The organism is Collimonas sp. OK307, assembly GCF_900113705.1.
GTDB lineage: Bacteria > Pseudomonadota > Gammaproteobacteria > Burkholderiales > Burkholderiaceae_D > Collimonas.
Genome location: NZ_FOQI01000009.1, coordinates 47,964 through 63,538, shown reverse-complemented (window position 1 = coordinate 63,538; position 15,575 = coordinate 47,964). Strand labels below are relative to the sequence as shown.

Below are 15,575 nucleotides of genomic sequence, written 5' to 3'. Positions count from 1 at the left end.
GTATGAACCAGCACGATGCGGCGAATGACGACAAGCTAGCGCCAACTACTGACAGATTCACTGTCGGCCTGACCGGCGGTATCGGCAGCGGCAAAACCACCGTTGCCAACATGTTTGCCGAACGCGGCGCCGCCGTTATCGACACCGATGTCATCGCCCATCAGCTGACCGCTGCGAATGGCATCGCCATCGCGCCGATCATTGCCGAGTTCGGCAGCGCCTTCATCGACGCCAGCGGCGCCATGGACAGAGCCAAAATGCGTGCCCATGTATTTTCTGATGCGTCGGCAAAACAGCGCCTGGAATCGATTTTGCATCCATTGATCCGGGCCGAAACCGCCAGCGCGGCAGAACATGCTGAAGGTGCGTATGTGATTTTCGTCGTGCCTCTGTTGATTGAGTCCGGCAACTGGACGCAACGGGTAAAGCGCATACTTGTCGTGGATTGTGACGAACAGGTTCAATTACATCGCGTGATGCAACGCAATGCGCTGAACCAGTCACAGGTACAAGCCATCATGGCGACACAAGCCACCAGACAGCAACGCCTGCAGGCCGCCGACGATGTGATTATCAATAATAGCGACCCCGCTGCGCTATTGCCGCAGGTAGCCCGATTACATGCGCTGTATGATGCGATGAGGAAGCAATGAGTAGATCGTTATAATGGTATAAAGCTTTATACTAAAGCCGCGTATTAAAACTCTATTTTTCAAGCGAAAACCTCTCGCTCAATGTTAAAAATAGAAGGGCATTTGTAATTTCTGTTCGCATCGTTCAGAATCATGTCTTATCCGGCTCAAATTCTTAAGGGATGTCACTTTGATCGTCTACGAATATCCTTTCAACGAGCGCATTCGCACCCTGTTGCGGCTGGAAGACCTGCACGAAAGATTTGGTTTTTTCGTACAACAGGAAAGTCCGTTACAGCACCATGTCGCGCTCTCCACCATTTTCGAGATGCTGGAGGTCGCTGGACGCGCCGATTTGAAATCGGATTTGCTGCAAGAACTGGAACGGCAAAAACAAACCCTGCTCGGCTTTAAATCCAATCCGAACGTCGCTCCCGATATGCTGGACGCCATCTTGCAAGAGATAGACAGGGTCAGCACCGCGCTCATGGCCACCCAGGGGAAAACCGGCCAGCACATACGCGAGAACGAATGGTTGATGAGCATCCGCGGCCGCACCATCATTCCCGGCGGTGCCTGTGAATTCGACTTGCCTTCGTATTACGCCTGGCAGCAACATCCGGCGGAACAACGATTCGCTGACATTATTGGCTGGTTTGGACCGTTGGCGCCTTTGTTCGACGCTATCAGCATAGTTTTGCGATTACTGCGAGAAACCGGAAGTTCGGCAAAGATAGACGCACAAAACGGTAGTTATCAGCAAATGCTGCAAGGGAAGTCTTATCAGATGCTACGCCTGATCATTGATGAGCAGCTCGCCGCCATCCCAGAAATATCGGCCAACAAATACATGTTGTGGGTGCGCTTTACCAGGCAAGGTGGCGATTTGAAGCCTAAAGCGTACGAGGGCGACGTGCCGTTCGAGCTGACTCTTTGTAATTTTTAACTGCTTTTCGATTGTTTTCGAATGTTTTTTGATAGATTTGTATGACTACTACCGTTGATTGCCCGACTTGCGGCATAAAAGTTGAATGGATTGCAGCTAACAAGTTCCGGCCGTTTTGCTCGGAACGCTGTAAGCAGATCGACCTGGGCGCCTGGGCTGAAGAGAAATACGCGATCCCTGCAGTCAATCCGCCGGATGAGATTGATGATGATGGCAAGCTACCGCAGTAGTTGCCAACATTGTCAGTATCACCGATAGATTAAACGTTAGCGCTCTCCCGGCGCAATTCGTCCAGCCATTCGATCAAGGGAATCGCAGCCGGCAACAAAGGCTCCACGCCTACGCTGCCTTGCCAGGAGAATGCCTGTCCTTCCAGGCTTTGCGGCTCGCCACGCCATTCACGACTAATGTAGAAGTGCAGCCGCACCCGCGCATGCGGATAGTGATGCTCAATCCCGCACCACGGCTCGGCTGAGGCGATTTCAACCCCCAGCTCTTCCATCAGCTCGCGCTTGAGCGCATCGAAAATCGACTCGCCCGACTCTACCTTCCCACCCGGAAACTCCCAATATCCCGCCATCGGCTTGCCTTCCGGCCGCTGCCCCAGCAATACATCGCCATTAGGCTTCATCAGAATGCCCACAGCCACATTCACCGGCACCCGATCAGGAGAGACCGGCGCGCTCAAGATCGTGTCATCCGGCCGGCGTAATCACGCGCGAATTGCCATGCAACCCGGCCCGAACGCGAGGCCCGTTGCAGGGCCCAGCGCAAGGCATCGCCACGCGCTTCGGCGATCTGCTCCGCGGTGCAGCCGAAATGGCCCAGCCAATGGCCGACGATATCCAGGTAATCGTCTTGTTTGAACGGATAAAACGATACCCACAGCCCAAAGCGCTCTGAAAGTGAAATTTTTTCCTCGACGGTTTCACCCGGATGCAGGTCGCCGTCCTCGGTAGTTTTGTAAGTAGCGTTGTCGGACATCCGCTCCGGCAGCAGATGGCGGCGGTTGGAAGTTGCATAAATCAATACATTGTCCGACTGTGCGGCTATGCTGCCGTCGAGCGCCACTTTGAGCGCCTTGTAACCGCTTTCACCCTCTTCAAACGAGAGGTCGTCGCAAAAAATGATGAAGCGCTCAGGACGCTCGGCCACCAGGTCGACTATATCCGGCAATGCCGCCAAATCGTCCTTATCTACCTCTATCAGACGCAAACCTTGGGATGCATACTGATTCAGGCAAGCTTTGATCAAGGACGACTTGCCGGTGCCGCGGGCACCAGTCAACAGCACATTATTCGCGGGCCTGCCATCGACGAACTGGCGGGTATTCTGGTCGATCTGCTGCTTCTGTATTTCGATATTGTGCAGGTCTGCCAGCGCAATATCCGAGATATGGCCAACCGCTTGCAAATAACCGCCAGCCGATCCGCCACGATGGCGCCAGCGAAAAGCTGTTGCCGCCTGCCAATCGGGAGCCGCCTTGGCTGGCGGCAGAATGGATTCAAGGCGACCTAGCAGGGCTTCGGCGCGGAGTAGGAATTGATCTAATTGAGTCATGGCTGAGGGAGGTCGATAGCGTTGATGGCAGATGTTAATGATTGCCTCATTCTGACGCAAAGCAAAACGATACTGGATGAATATTATTTGTCGGAACGGATCCGGCACCCTGGCCGCAGCCGGCCAAGGTGCCACCTACTCTTGGAAAAACACGCGCCTCAAGAGCGATAGTCTGCGTTAATCGACACATAGTCATGCGATAAATCGCAAGTCCAGATGGTCGCGGCAGCGTCGCCGCGCGCCAGTTGTACCCGTACCGTAATTTCGCTTTGTTTCATTACACGCTGACCGTCCGCTTCCTGATATTCGGGATTGCGGCCACCATTTTTGGCCACCAGCACGTCATCCAGATACAGATCCAGATTACTGACATCCAGATCGTCGACACCGGCATAGCCGATCGCCGCCAAAATCCGCCCGAGGTTCGGATCGGAAGCAAAGAATGCCGTCTTTACCAGCGGCGAGTGAGCGATCGAATAGGCGATCTTGCGGCATTCGGCAACATCCTGGCCCTGCTCCACGGTAACCGTGATGAACTTGGTGGCGCCCTCGCCATCCCGAATGATCATTTGCGCCAGATGCTGGGAAATATCGGTGACGGCAGCTGCCAGCTCCGCATATTCCGGGCTGTCGACACTGTTGACTTCCAGTTCGCCGGCACCGGTGGCGATCAGCATGAACGAATCGTTGGTCGAGGTATCGCCGTCGATAGTGATGCAGTTGAACGAGCGGTCAGCAGCCTGCCGCACCATCTTCTCCAATACCGGCTGCGCTACTTTTGCATCGATAGCGAGGAAACCTAGCATGGTCGCCATATTCGGCTTGATCATGCCTGCGCCCTTGCTGATGCCCGACAGCGTTACCGGTTTACCGGCGATCATCAGGCGGCGCGAAGCAGCTTTCGGCTGGGTGTCGGTAGTCATGATGGACTCGGCGGCATTAAACCAGTTGTCGCTCTTCAGGTTGCCTATAGCCTGTGGCAAACCAGCGGTAACGCGCTCCACCGGCAGCGGCTCCAGGATCACTCCGGTCGAGAACGGTAATATCTGTGCCGCATGGCAGTCCAGCAATTCCGCGAGCGCATCGCAAGTGGCATTGGCTGCGGCCAGGCCGGCCTCACCGGTGCCGGCGTTGGCGTTGCCGGTATTGATCAGCAGCGCACGGATCGGCTCGCCGGAAATCTCGGCGGCGGCCAAATGCGCTTTACTCACTTGCACCGGCGCGGCGCAAAAACGGTTTTGCGTGAATACCCCGGCCACCGTCGCGGTCGGCGCCAGTTTCATTACCAGCAAGTCCTTGCGATTCGCTTTACGCACGCCGGCCTCGGCGTGACCAAGTTCGATGCCGGCTACAGGCAGCAAGTCGGCGGCGACAGGAATAGGGGAATTGACGGCCATGAGAATCCTTAACTAGGTGTAAATGTTAGTGGCGTAGGTTTGCCAGATTATGAGGTATTGGTCCGTTCAACTCAGGAGACGGAGATGGTGGTCCAGACGCGTATTTTAAGGGGTAAGGCGAGGCCATGTGTAAATCTGCTGTAACAAAAGAAGAAGGGCGGGTTTCCCCGCCCTTCTTTTACTATTGCCTATTACTTACTGCCGATCATTCCTGATTACATCAGTTGACCATGGCATTGCTTGTATTTCTTGCCACTGCCGCAAGGGCAAGGGTCGTTACGGCCGACTTTCGGTACCGCACTGCCCTGCTGATGTGACTCATCGCTATGCGCAGTTGGCGCCAGCAATGCTTCCGGCGCTGCACTTGGATCGAAATCAGCGTGTTGATAATGCACATTTTCAACGTGGGATTGCGCCATATCTTCTTCTGCTGCAGCAATTTCCTCACGATTTTCGATGCGTACCGTCATCACCACCTTGACCACTTCATTTTTGATCAGATCCAGCATCTGGCCGAACAATTCAAACGCTTCGCGCTTGTATTCCTGCTTCGGATTTTTTTGTGCGTAGCCGCGCAGATGAATCCCCTGGCGCAGATGGTCCAGCGCCGCCAGATGTTCACGCCAGTGGCTGTCGACGCTTTGCAGCATGACGCTACGCTCGAAACCGGCAAACGATTCCTTGCCGACGATTTCAGTCTTGGCATCGTAGGTAGTGTTAGCCGCCGTCAGCACACGTTCCAGCAGTTCTTCGTCGGTCAGGTTCGGCTCCGCCTTCAACATCTCGCCCAACGGTACTTCCAGATGCAGGTCGTTCGCCAAAGCCGTTTCCAGCGCAGGAATATTCCACTGCTCTTCGAGCGATTCTTCCGGTACATAAGTACGGAAAGTATCGTCCAGGACGCCTTCGCGCAATGATGCAACCGTCTCGGAAACGCCTTGCGATTCCAACAGCTCATTACGCTGCTGATAGATCACTTTACGCTGATCGTTGGCGACATCGTCATATTCCAGCAACTGCTTGCGAATATCGAAGTTACGCGCTTCAACTTTGCGCTGCGCCGATTCAATCGAGCGCGATACGATACCAGCTTCGATCGGCTCGCCTTCCGGCATTTTCAGACGATCCATGATCGCGCGCACACGGTCGCCAGCGAAGATGCGCAGCAAAGCGTCATCCAGCGACAGGTAGAAACGCGAGGAACCCGGATCGCCCTGGCGCGCGGCACGGCCACGCAACTGGTTATCCACCCGGCGCGATTCGTGACGCTCGGTACCGATGATGTGCAAGCCGCCCGAATTGACCACGTGGTCATGCAGCGATTGCCATTCATCGCGCAACTTGTCGGAGCGCAGTTGTTTTTCAGTTTCACTGAGCGCAGCGTCGGCTTCGATGAACTGGATTTGTTTCTCGACGTTTCCGCCCAATACGATGTCGGTACCACGACCCGCCATGTTGGTAGCGATGGTGATCGCTTGCGGACGGCCCGCCTGTGCAATGATTTCCGCTTCGCGCGCATGTTGCTTGGCGTTCAGCACATTGTGCGGCAGCTTGGCTTTTTCCAGAATGCCTGACAGCAATTCCGAATTTTCGATCGAGGTGGTACCTACCAGTACCGGCTGGCCACGCTCGTAGCAATCCTGAATATCCTTCAGCATTGCCATGTATTTTTCTTGCGAAGTCTTGTAGACCTGATCCTGCCGGTCCTTACGCTGATTCGGGCGGTTTTGCGGGATTACCACCGTTTCCAGACCGTAGATTTCCTGGAATTCGTACGCTTCGGTATCGGCGGTACCGGTCATGCCGGCCAGCTTGCCGTACATGCGGAAGTAATTCTGGAAGGTGATCGAGGCCAGGGTCTGATTTTCGTTCTGGATCTTGACGCCTTCCTTGGCTTCAACCGCCTGGTGCAAACCATCCGACCAGCGACGGCCAGTCATCATGCGGCCGGTGAATTCATCGACAATGACGATTTCGCCATTTTGGACCACGTAGTGCTGATCCTTGAAGTACAGGGAGTGGGCACGCAGCGCAGCGTAAAGGTGATGGATCAGGCTGATGTTAGCAGCGTCGTACAGCGACGCGCCCTCTGCCAGCAAGCCCATGTTGGTAAGGATCTGCTCAGCCTTTTCGTGGCCGGCTTCCGTCAGCAGGACCTGATGCGCTTTTTCATCCTTGGTATAGTCACCAGGTACTTCAACCTTGCCCTTGCCGTCCGGTGTTTCTTCACCGATTTGCTGGATCAGCATCGGCGGCACTTCATTGATCTTGTAATACAGATCGGTATGATTTTCAGCCTGGCCGGAAATGATCAGCGGGGTACGCGCTTCGTCGATCAGGATCGAGTCGACTTCATCGACGATAGCGAAATTCAAGGCACGCTGCACGCGGTCAGTGGCGTCGTACACCATGTTGTCGCGCAGATAGTCGAAACCGAATTCGTTGTTGGTGCCGTAGGTAATGTCGGCCGAATAAGCAACTTGCTTGGCATCGTGCTCAACCGACGACAGGTTGACGCCGGTAGTCAGGCCGAGCCAGCCATACAGGCGCCCCATCCACTCCGCATCGCGCTGCGCCAGGTAGTCATTGACGGTCACCACGTGCACGCCCTTGCCGGTCAGTGCATTCAGGTACGCTGGCAAGGTTGCCATCAGCGTCTTGCCTTCGCCGGTGCCCATTTCGGCAATTTTTCCGTAATGCAATACCATGCCGCCGATCAGCTGGACATCGAAGTGGCGCATTTTCAAGACCCGTTTGCCGGCTTCGCGGCAAACCGCAAATGCTTCCGGCAACAAAGCGTCGAGCTTCTCGCCGCCCGCAATGCGCTGCTTCAGCTCCGGCGTTTTAGCCTGCAACTCCGCATCGGACAGTTTTTCGAATGCCGGTTCAAGTGCATTAATTTGTCGGACGACTTTTTTATATTGTTTGAGCAGGCGCTGGTTGCGGCTACCGAAAATCTGGGTCAGTAATGACATGCTTGGATTCTAAAAAAAGCGCCGGCGGCATTCCGTGGCATCTTGTGAATGGACACGAAACCGGGCTGTGGCTAAATAAATAATCGGAGAATTTTATCATGCAGTCCCCGACACATTGGGGTTATGCGCCAGGAAACAATAGCAAGTTGCGCAAATTGTGCCGTATTGGCTGTCGCATTGACACTGCTTCCTGACAATACTGCTTGCATTACAACAACATCCTTACTTTCCTGCCAATATTGCCGCCTTTGCCAGATCGGTGCCGGCATTCAGAAACTTGCGTGGATCCTGCGCCACGCCTTTTATTCGTACCTCGAAATGCAAATGCGGCCCGGTGGAACGCCCGGTAGTGCCGATATCGGCAATATGCTGGCCGCGTTGCACAATGTCGCCCACTTTGACGAACAGTCTCGACGCATGCGCATAGCGGGTGATGATGTCGTTGCCGTGGTCGATATCGAGCATGTTGCCGTATTGCGGGTGATATTCGGCAGCAATCACCACCCCCGCAGCAGCAGCGACAATAGAGGTGCCGACCGATGCTGGAAAATCCAGCCCTTCATGAAATGCACTGCGACCGGTAAACGGATCGAGCCGCCAGCCAAAGCTTGATGAATTGTAGTTAACGTTAACCGGCTGGTTGGTTGGCAACAGCTTGGATTTGATGCGGTCACTCATCAGCACGGTTTCAACCACGTTCAGATAATCGGCACGGTAACCGACATCGCGCGACATCGCGTCCAGCGCCTGCTGGAACTCGCTCATGCTCATGTCGTGAGAGCGCCTGTCGTCCAGGTTGCTGGATTCGGCGCCGCCGCGGCCGGGCGCCTCCTTGAAATTGAACTCTTCCGGCTTGACGCCCGCTAAACCCTGGACCCGCTCGCCCAGCGCATCCAGGCGCATCAACTGCGCCTGCATTTCACCCAGTTTGATGGCCATCGCCGCCAGGTTTTCTTTCAGGTATTTGTCTTTATCCTGCAGTCCGGCCGCAGAGCTGCTGGCAGCCTTGCCGGCAAACGGTAAACCGATCGCGTAGCGGGCCGTGAGGAAATATAACAATCCAGTCGCCAGCAATACCGCCAATAGAAAAGCGGCGATCATCAATGAGATGTGCCTGGCGCCTAAAGTGATGGATTTTGCGCGATTAAAACGCGGGTGCAACAGAATTACCTGCATTGCAGCTCCGGTGACGCCCTTAGCGGGTCACAGGTGTGATAAGGTTTCACCATCATGCGTAGACTCTCACCTTCTTCTTACCGGCCAGCGACAACGAGTTCCAGGCCTCAGACTCAAAAAGCCGCTACCGATTTTTTACGGGGAAATGACAAGATGGCGGCATTGCTGCCCGCTGTCACACGCATGGCGGCGCTGCAAAAGCAAATTGCCGCCGAATTGCCTGCCATGTTCAGTACCTGCGAAGTATTGCAATGCGAAGCCGGGCAACTGGTACTATCCGCGCCCAACGCCGCACTTGCAAGCAAATTGAAGCAGCAACTGCCACGCTTGCAAAGCCAATTGCTAGCAGGAAATTGGCAGATTAATGCAATCCGAATCAAAGTGCAAGTAAGCCAAAATCTAATGAAAGCGCCTGCTGTCAAGCAAGCCCTGCTTTCATCCAAAGCGGTTTCGGCATTCTCTTCGTTGATGGAGGAACTGGAGCCATCAGCTGCAAACGAAGCACTGAAAAATGCTATCGCAGCGATGGTCAGACGCTATAGCGAGAAGAAATAAATCATCGAATCGCTACAGGCAAAGAATAACGCTATATTGCGAAAATGACATTATACACAAACACTTAGTAAAAACTCAATTCAACGCCCACTCTTGCCCGACCTGGCGTTGGTAGGCGCCCGGCGCTTCGGCTAGCTCATCGAAGCTGACCACATCATACGCATCCGGCTGAGCCAATAAAGCGCGCAACAACTGGTTATTCAATCCGTGGCCGGACTTGTGGGCAGTGTAACTGGCCAGCAGCGGATGGCCGATCAGGTACAGGTCACCGATGGCGTCCAGGATCTTGTGGCGAACGAACTCGTTTTCGTAGCGCAAGCCGTCGCTGTTGAGGATCCGGTATTCATCCATGACGATCGCATTTTCTAGCGAACCGCCGCGCGCCAGCCCCAGGCCGCGCATGGTTTCCACATCTTGCATAAAGCCGAAGGTACGCGCGCGCGCAATTTCTTTCACATACGACTGGATGCTGAAATCGACCTCGGCGGTCTGGCCGGTGCCATCCACTGCCGGGTGATTGAATTCGATAAAGAACTTGAGCTTGAAACCATTGCAAGGATCCAGCCGCGCCCATTTTTCGCGGTCGCCCTGGCCTTCGCGGACTTCAACGGATTTTTTGATGCGGACGAATTTCTTGGCGGCGTTCTGCTCTTCCAGTCCGGCCTGCTGTAGCAAGAACACGAACGACGATGCCGAGCCGTCCATGATGGGAATTTCTTCGGCAGTCACGTCGACATACAGATTATCAATGCCAAGCCCGGAGCAGGCAGACATCAAATGCTCGATGGTCGATACCCGCACTCCATCCTTGACCAGCACCGAGGCCATGCGCGTATCGCCGACTTCGGTTGCTTTCGCCGGGAAGTCGACGGCCGGGTCGATATCGACACGACGGAAAATGATCCCGGTGTCCACGGCTGCCGGACGCAGGGTCAGCTCGACCTTGGTGCCGGAGTGGACGCCAATGCCTGTCGTTTTGACAATTTTCTTGATGGTACGTTGTTTCAACATGATGACATTATAAATCTGACTGATAATTATTCTGTAACGATGTGTAGCTACTGTGGGGTAAAAAACACGGCTTCATGTTTCTGTCCGTACAATTAAAAAGCGGCGCCAGCCCTCAGGCCAGCGCCGCCTTGCCTACAGCCGATCTAGGAGCCTGTCGGCCGTTTAAGCCAGTTGCGCCAGCAGGGTTTCCGCATTGGACACTTCAAACTTGCCACCTTGCTCAACGTTCAGCTGCGTGACCACGCCGTCGTCGATCAGCGCCGAGAAACGCTGCGAACGCACGCCCATGCCGAACTTGCCGAAATCGGCGTCCAGACCCAGCGCCTTGACGAAATCGGCATTGCCGTCGGCCAGCAAACGCACGATGCCGGTGGCTTTCTGATCACGGCCCCAGGCGCCCATGACGAACGCGTCATTGACCGAAATCGCCCAGATCTCATCTACGCCCTTGGCCTTGAATTCCGCTGCGTGCTGGATATAGCCTGGCAGATGCTTGGCGGAACAAGTCGGCGTGAAAGCGCCAGGTACCGCGAACAAAGCGATTTTCTTGCCTTTGACCAGATCGCTGACATTGAACGTATTCGGTCCAAGTGCGCAACCTTCGGTTTCGGTTTCGATGAATTCTGCTAATTTGCCTTCTGGCAGGCGATCGCCGATCTTGATAGTCATGATGTAGTCCTTGTCTAGGTAATTGATGGCGCCCCTGAAACTCTCGGCACAACGGTAAATAGAACCGCTTTGCCACATTTCAGAAACGTCGAATGTCTGTGGATCCCACAAAAGAAAACGCCGCGCCTTTCGACGCGGCGTGGAACCCGCAGTATGCCTTGTTCCGCAAATTCATGCAGAACGCTGACGCTGATAGCGGGTATTCGAATTTGCCATTGCCCGCCATCAGCGCCCGTCAGAACAACCTGGATTTAATCGGCCTGCTTGCGCAAGAAAGCCGGGATGTCGTAGGTTTCCATACCGTTCTTTTCCAAAGCCCGCACCGTGTCGGAAGCCGATTCGCGACGCCATACTGCCGGCGCCTTCATGCCTTCGAACGAAGAGCTGCCATGTCCCACCGAAGCCTGGCCATGCATCATCGGCTCGTTGTGGGTACCGGTACGCATCATTGGCGCTTGCACCAGTTGCACCGACTTGCGTGCACGGCCCAGGCCGGTTGCCACCACGGTGACGCGGATATCGTCGCCCATGGTTTCGTCGTAGGCAATCCCTTGGGCAATCGATGCATCCGGCGCCGCAAAAGCACGCACGGTTGCCATCACTTCCTTGATTTCCTTACCCTTCAGGCTGCGGCTGGCAGTCACGTTGACCAACACCCCGCGGGCGCCGGACAAATCGATGCCATCCAACAACGGCGAGGCGACGGCCTGCTCCGCTGCCAGACGCGCGCGATCTACACCGTGCGCAGTAGCAGTACCCATCATTGCCTTGCCTTGTTCACCCATGATGGTCTTGACGTCATTGAAGTCGACGTTGATATGACCAGGCACGTTGATGATTTCGGCGATCCCGGCAACGGCATTGTTGAGTACGTCGTCGGCGTGTTGCAGCCACTCCATCATGCTGTCGTCTTCATAAATCTCTTCGAGCTTTTCGTTGAGAATGATGATCAGCGAATCGACATGCTGGGACAATGCTTCCAGACCTTCATCGGCGATATCCATGCACTTCTGGCCTTCGTAGGAGAACGGCTTCGACACCACCGCCACCGTCAGCGCGCCTTGCTCCTTGGCGATCTGCGCCACCACCGGTGCAGCACCGGTGCCGGTGCCGCCGCCCATGCCTGCGGCGATGAACACCATGTGCGCACCGCGCAGTGCATCTTCGATGCGGCTACGCGATTCTTCGGCCAGCTGGCGGCCAACCGACGGCTTCATACCGGCACCCAGGCCGGTCTCGCCGATCTGGATCACGTTATGCGCCTTCGATTGCTTGAGCGCCTGTGCATCAGTGTTAGCGGCAATGAACTCCACGCCGGACACACCCTTGTTGATCATATGTTGGACCGCATTACCGCCGGCGCCACCGACGCCGACGACTTTAATCACGGTGCCCAAAGTTGCATTGTCAAGCATATCGATTTCCATGATATTTCCTCATAAAGATGCAGCATTCAGTCAATAGGCATCACGCTGTGTGAGGCCTAGCAACTGACAACTGCGTGTTGCACAAACAACGTTAAAAACAAATCTCGTATTAAAAACCGTACTAAACAAATATATTGAAAAGCGTATTAAAAATTACCCAGGAACCATTCCTTCATGCGCTGCCAGATTGCCTTCGCCGAACCTTCCTGACGTGTCACGATGTAGCCACGCAGGTACTGCTTTTTCGCTTCCAGCAACAAACCCAACACAGTCGAATAACGCGGGCTGCGGACGACGTCAGCCAACTGGCCGTGATACTCCGGCGTGCCCAGGCGCGCAGGCTTGAGGAAAATATCCTCCGCCAGTTCGATCATGCCGGGCATCATTGCCGAGCCGCCGGTCAACACCACACCGCTCGACAACACCTCTTCATATCCAGACTCGCGCACCACCTGGTGCACCAACGCAAACAACTCTTCGACGCGCGGTTCGATCACTGCCGCCAAAGCCTGACGCGACAAGGTGCGTGGATTGCGATCGCCCAGGCCAGGCACTTCCAGCGTTTCGCCCGGATCGGCCAGAATCTGTTTGGCCACGCCGTAACGCAGCTTGATTTCCTCTGCTTCATTGGTCGGCGTACGCAGTGCCATCGCAATGTCGTTGGTAATCTGGTCGCCGGCAATCGGAATCACCGCGGTATGCCGGATCGCGCCTTCCGTGAACACTGCAACGTCGGTAGTCCCGCCACCGATATCAACCAGCACCACACCCAGCTCTTTCTCGTCAGATGTAAGTACCGCATCTGCCGATGCCAGCGGCTGCAAGGTCAGGTCCGACACTTCCAGTCCACAGCGCCGGATGCACTTGACGATGTTCTGTACCGCCGATACCGCGCCGGTGACGATGTGCACTTTCACTTCCAGTCGGATGCCGCTCATGCCGATTGGTTCACGTACATCTTCCTGGCTATCGACAATAAATTCCTGCGGCACGGTATGCAGCAATTGCTGGTCGGTAGGAATATTGACGGCCTTGGCCGTTTCTATAACGCGCGAGACATCGGCTGCGCTGACTTCCTTGTCCTTGATCGCCACCATGCCGCTGGAATTGAAGCTGCGGATATGGCTGCCTGCGATCCCGGTGTAGACATTGCGGATCTTGCAGTCGGCCATCAGTTCCGCTTCTTCCAACGCGCGCTGGATAGACTCGACGGTGGCTTCGATATTTACCACCACGCCTTTTTTCAGCCCCTTGGATTCAGCCTGGCCCAGGCCGATGACTTCATGGCGCCCGTCGGACAATACCTCGGCAACCACGGCAACCACTTTGGAGGTACCGATGTCGAGACCGACGATCAAATTTTTTGCGTCTTTTGTCATAGTGTTTCGCTTATTTTTTCTTGCTTCCCAATCCGCCCGACATGCCGCTCGCCTTCAGCGCCAAGCCATTCGGATACCGCATATCTACACTTTCAATCCGGTTCTGCAAACGCGACAGCAGTTGCGGATAGATCTGCACCAGTCGTGCCACGCGGTCTTTCAGCGTGTTCTTGTTCTGCTCTCGCCCCAGCTCTACCGTCATGCCGTTATCCAGTTTCACGGTCCATGCATAACGCGTCGACAACTCCACTCCCACCGGGTTCAGCTTCAGCGGCGCAAACCATGAGCGGAAATCGGCCAGGCGCGCCGTTACATCTTTCTCGCTGCCTTTCGGGCCGGACATGCGCAACAACTCGCCGTCTTCTTCCGCTTCGTCCAGGTTGGCGGTAAACAAATCGCCATACACAGACAGCAGGCGGCCGTCATCGTCCCAGGTCGCCAGCGGCTGATGCTCTTCGATCGTCACGATCAGCGTGTTCGGCCATTCACGTTGCACCGCTGCCTTGCGCACCCATGGCACCGATTCAAAAGCGGTACGCACCGTGTCCAGGTTGGCGGTAAAAAAATTACCCTTGATGCGAGGTAGTGCGCTGGCCCGGATGATCAATGGATTGACGCGCCGCAGTTCACTCTGCCCGGCAGCTTCAATCCGAATCGTCTTCAGTGTAAACATTGGCCGCTGCGCCAGCCACCAGACGCCAGACGCCAGCAATGCGAGCGCAGCCAGTCCCAGCAAGGCGCCGGAGACCGCGTTCAACATTTTGATGTCTTGCCACATGGTTATCGACTTTATCGCTTGGATCGTTAGTTAATTCTTAAAAATATTCAACTTTCTTTCTGAACCGGGATCAATCCGGCTTCCAGTCTTTCGACGGCTTCAAATCAAGCGAGGCCGATTTCAGTATTTCGACGCACAAATCTTCGTAACTGACACCGTTCGCCTTGGCCGCGATCGGCACCAGCGAATGGCCGGTCATCCCTGGCGAAGTGTTTATCTCCAGCAGGAACGGTTCGTTATCCGATGAGCGCAACATGAAATCGACCCGAGCCCAGCCTTCGCATCCGAGAGCATTGAATGCCTGCACCGCCAGCGACTGTATGCGCTGGGTCAAGGCCTCGTCCAACGGCGCCGGGCACAGATATTTGGTGTCGTCGGTAAAATATTTATGCTGATAATCGTAATTGCCATCAGGCGCGCGAATCTCGACGACAGGCAAGGCGCGGGCATTACGCCCGGCCCCCAACACCGGCACCGTCAACTCGCGTCCGGCGATGAACTCTTCAGCCAGCACCACTTCATCGAATTTGGCGCATAACGCAAAACCTTCGTTCATGTCGGAATAACCGGCGACCTTGCTGATGCCGATGGTCGATCCCTCATGCGGCGCTTTCAGCATCAGCGGCAAACCCAGCACATCCGGCACCTGACGCAATTCTTCGCGAGTGGCGCTATGGGCATCCAGGACGATAAAACGCGGTGTCGGCAATGCCATGCTTTGCCAGACACGCTTGGTCATGACCTTGTCCATCGCAATCGCAGATGCCATCACGCCCGGACCGGTGTACGGGATGCCGAGCTGTTCCAGCGCGCCTTGCATCGTACCGTCTTCGCCATAGCGGCCGTGTAAGGCGATAAAGACGCAATCAAATTTTTCCGCCGCCAGTTCCGCCAGGCTACGCTCGCCCGAATCAAACAGATGGGCGTCGATGCCACGGCTTTTCAAGGCCTGCAACACGCCTGTTCCAGACATGATGGAGACTTCGCGCTCGGCCGAACGCCCGCCGAACAGCACGCCGACTTTTCCGAATTGATGACCTGTCATTTTTTTGCTCATGTCTTTACTCTTG

Annotated in this window: 15 protein-coding genes; 4 read left to right on the top strand and 11 right to left on the bottom strand. The window is 55.2% G+C overall.

Translation table 11 applies throughout. From position 1 onward, the window contains the following. Window positions 1–2: 2 nt before the first annotated feature. The 3 genes from coaE (at window position 3) to BM205_RS13275 (ending at window position 1,808) form a co-directional block, all read left to right on the top strand. Entirely contained in the window at window positions 3–653 is a 651-nt protein-coding gene (coaE, locus tag BM205_RS13285; protein WP_092415187.1) for a dephospho-CoA kinase, read from the top strand. A 169-nt stretch (window positions 654–822) separates the two neighbouring features. Further along, a complete protein-coding gene (gene zapD, locus BM205_RS13280) occupies window positions 823–1,578 on the top strand; it encodes a cell division protein ZapD (protein ID WP_092415185.1) in 756 nt (251 codons plus the stop codon). A gap of 41 nt (window positions 1,579–1,619) precedes the next feature. Further along, complete coding sequence (locus BM205_RS13275; RefSeq protein WP_092415183.1) at window positions 1,620–1,808, top strand: DNA gyrase inhibitor YacG; 189 nt, start codon at window positions 1,620–1,622, stop codon at window positions 1,806–1,808. 29 nt (window positions 1,809–1,837) lie between these two features. Here the strand turns inward: BM205_RS13275 and mutT are convergent, their stop codons facing one another. The 5 genes from mutT to BM205_RS13250 form a co-directional block, all read right to left on the bottom strand. Next, entirely contained in the window at window positions 1,838–2,266 is a 429-nt protein-coding gene (gene mutT, locus BM205_RS13270) for an 8-oxo-dGTP diphosphatase MutT (protein ID WP_092415181.1), read from the bottom strand. Next, complete coding sequence (locus BM205_RS13265; RefSeq protein ID WP_092415179.1) at window positions 2,263–3,138, bottom strand: ATP-binding protein; 876 nt, start codon at window positions 3,136–3,138, stop codon at window positions 2,263–2,265. Before BM205_RS13265 ends, mutT begins: the two co-directional genes overlap by 4 nt. A 158-nt stretch (window positions 3,139–3,296) precedes the next feature. After that, window positions 3,297–4,535, bottom strand: a complete 1,239-nt coding sequence (gene argJ / locus BM205_RS13260; RefSeq protein ID WP_092415177.1) for a bifunctional glutamate N-acetyltransferase/amino-acid acetyltransferase ArgJ — start codon at window positions 4,533–4,535, stop codon at window positions 3,297–3,299. Window positions 4,536–4,750: 215 nt separating this feature from the next. Further along, entirely contained in the window at window positions 4,751–7,510 is a 2,760-nt protein-coding gene (gene secA / locus BM205_RS13255; protein WP_092415175.1) for a preprotein translocase subunit SecA, read from the bottom strand. Window positions 7,511–7,732: 222 nt separating this feature from the next. Next, window positions 7,733–8,686 (bottom strand): M23 family metallopeptidase, encoded by a 954-nt coding sequence (locus BM205_RS13250; RefSeq protein ID WP_092415173.1) that lies wholly within the window; start codon window positions 8,684–8,686, stop codon window positions 7,733–7,735. A 153-nt stretch (window positions 8,687–8,839) separates the two neighbouring features. Between BM205_RS13250 and BM205_RS13245 the strand changes: the two genes are divergently transcribed. Then, window positions 8,840–9,241 carry a DciA family protein gene (locus BM205_RS13245; protein WP_254783880.1) on the top strand — a complete coding sequence of 134 codons (402 nt, stop codon included), beginning with the start codon at window positions 8,840–8,842 and terminating at the stop codon, window positions 9,239–9,241. A 75-nt stretch (window positions 9,242–9,316) separates the two neighbouring features. Here BM205_RS13245 and lpxC read toward each other — a convergent pair whose 3' ends face one another. The 6 genes from lpxC to BM205_RS13215 form a co-directional block, all read right to left on the bottom strand. Further along, on the bottom strand, window positions 9,317–10,252 hold the full coding sequence (gene lpxC, locus BM205_RS13240) for a UDP-3-O-acyl-N-acetylglucosamine deacetylase (protein ID WP_092415169.1): 936 nt from the start codon (window positions 10,250–10,252) through the stop codon (window positions 9,317–9,319). Window positions 10,253–10,414: 162 nt separating this feature from the next. Then, window positions 10,415–10,921, bottom strand: a complete 507-nt coding sequence (locus BM205_RS13235) for a peroxiredoxin (RefSeq protein ID WP_092415458.1) — start codon at window positions 10,919–10,921, stop codon at window positions 10,415–10,417. 251 nt (window positions 10,922–11,172) lie between these two features. Then, a complete protein-coding gene (gene ftsZ / locus BM205_RS13230) occupies window positions 11,173–12,348 on the bottom strand; it encodes a cell division protein FtsZ (protein ID WP_092355524.1) in 1,176 nt (391 codons plus the stop codon). A 146-nt stretch (window positions 12,349–12,494) separates the two neighbouring features. After that, the gene (ftsA, locus tag BM205_RS13225) at window positions 12,495–13,727 is read right to left on the bottom strand and encodes a cell division protein FtsA (protein ID WP_092415167.1); all 1,233 of its coding nucleotides are present in this window, start codon (window positions 13,725–13,727) and stop codon (window positions 12,495–12,497) included. Between the two features lie 10 nt (window positions 13,728–13,737). Then, a complete protein-coding gene (locus BM205_RS13220) occupies window positions 13,738–14,505 on the bottom strand; it encodes a cell division protein FtsQ/DivIB (RefSeq protein WP_092415165.1) in 768 nt (255 codons plus the stop codon). Window positions 14,506–14,575: 70 nt separating this feature from the next. Beyond that, window positions 14,576–15,562 carry a D-alanine--D-alanine ligase gene (locus BM205_RS13215; RefSeq protein ID WP_092415163.1) on the bottom strand — a complete coding sequence of 329 codons (987 nt, stop codon included), beginning with the start codon at window positions 15,560–15,562 and terminating at the stop codon, window positions 14,576–14,578. Window positions 15,563–15,575: the final 13 nt, after the last annotated feature.

Coding starts and splice junctions, on each gene's coding strand:
- coaE (WP_092415187.1), top strand. CDS start 3: ATGAACCAGCACGATGCGGCGAATGACGACAAGCTAGCGCCAACTACT.
- BM205_RS13275 (WP_092415183.1), top strand. CDS start 1,620: ATGACTACTACCGTTGATTGCCCGACTTGCGGCATAAAAGTTGAATGG.
- BM205_RS13265 (WP_092415179.1), bottom strand. CDS start 3,138: ATGACTCAATTAGATCAATTCCTACTCCGCGCCGAAGCCCTGCTAGGT.
- argJ (WP_092415177.1), bottom strand. CDS start 4,535: ATGGCCGTCAATTCCCCTATTCCTGTCGCCGCCGACTTGCTGCCTGTA.
- secA (WP_092415175.1), bottom strand. CDS start 7,510: ATGTCATTACTGACCCAGATTTTCGGTAGCCGCAACCAGCGCCTGCTC.
- BM205_RS13250 (WP_092415173.1), bottom strand. CDS start 8,686: ATGCAGGTAATTCTGTTGCACCCGCGTTTTAATCGCGCAAAATCCATC.
- BM205_RS13245 (WP_254783880.1), top strand. CDS start 8,840: ATGGCGGCATTGCTGCCCGCTGTCACACGCATGGCGGCGCTGCAAAAG.
- lpxC (WP_092415169.1), bottom strand. CDS start 10,252: ATGTTGAAACAACGTACCATCAAGAAAATTGTCAAAACGACAGGCATT.
- BM205_RS13235 (WP_092415458.1), bottom strand. CDS start 10,921: ATGACTATCAAGATCGGCGATCGCCTGCCAGAAGGCAAATTAGCAGAA.
- ftsZ (WP_092355524.1), bottom strand. CDS start 12,348: ATGGAAATCGATATGCTTGACAATGCAACTTTGGGCACCGTGATTAAA.
- ftsA (WP_092415167.1), bottom strand. CDS start 13,727: ATGACAAAAGACGCAAAAAATTTGATCGTCGGTCTCGACATCGGTACC.
- BM205_RS13220 (WP_092415165.1), bottom strand. CDS start 14,505: ATGTGGCAAGACATCAAAATGTTGAACGCGGTCTCCGGCGCCTTGCTG.
- BM205_RS13215 (WP_092415163.1), bottom strand. CDS start 15,562: ATGAGCAAAAAAATGACAGGTCATCAATTCGGAAAAGTCGGCGTGCTG.